General features: G+C 77.6%; 1 pseudogene. It reads right to left on the bottom strand.

The window, feature by feature from the left end:
• Positions 1–48: 48 nt before the first annotated feature.
• Positions 49–250 (bottom strand): annotated as a pseudogene (locus STRTUCAR8_RS40870) (hypothetical protein); the annotation flags it as partial.

Here is a 250-nt window from a genome sequence, read left to right as displayed (position 1 = left end):
GCCCGCGATCAGGGTGGCCGCCCCTCGGCGTGTCCGGACGAGGGAAGCTCAGGCGCCGACGAGCGGCGAAGCCGAAGGGCCGCGCAGCGGACTGGCCAGCTCGGCCAGGGTCCGTTCCAGGGCGTGCAGGTGGGCGAGGGCGGGCTCCACGGCGTGAGACCGGTCGGCGGGGGCCGCGACGGAGTCGGCTCGGCCCTCCACGAGCGCCTCCACCGCGGTCTCCACCCGCTTGCAGGCGGCGGCGAGCCGT

Origin of the sequence: Streptomyces turgidiscabies Car8 (genome assembly GCF_000331005.1) — a bacterium.
GTDB lineage: Bacteria > Actinomycetota > Actinomycetes > Streptomycetales > Streptomycetaceae > Streptomyces > Streptomyces turgidiscabies.
This window is presented reverse-complemented; position numbering and strand designations above follow the sequence as displayed.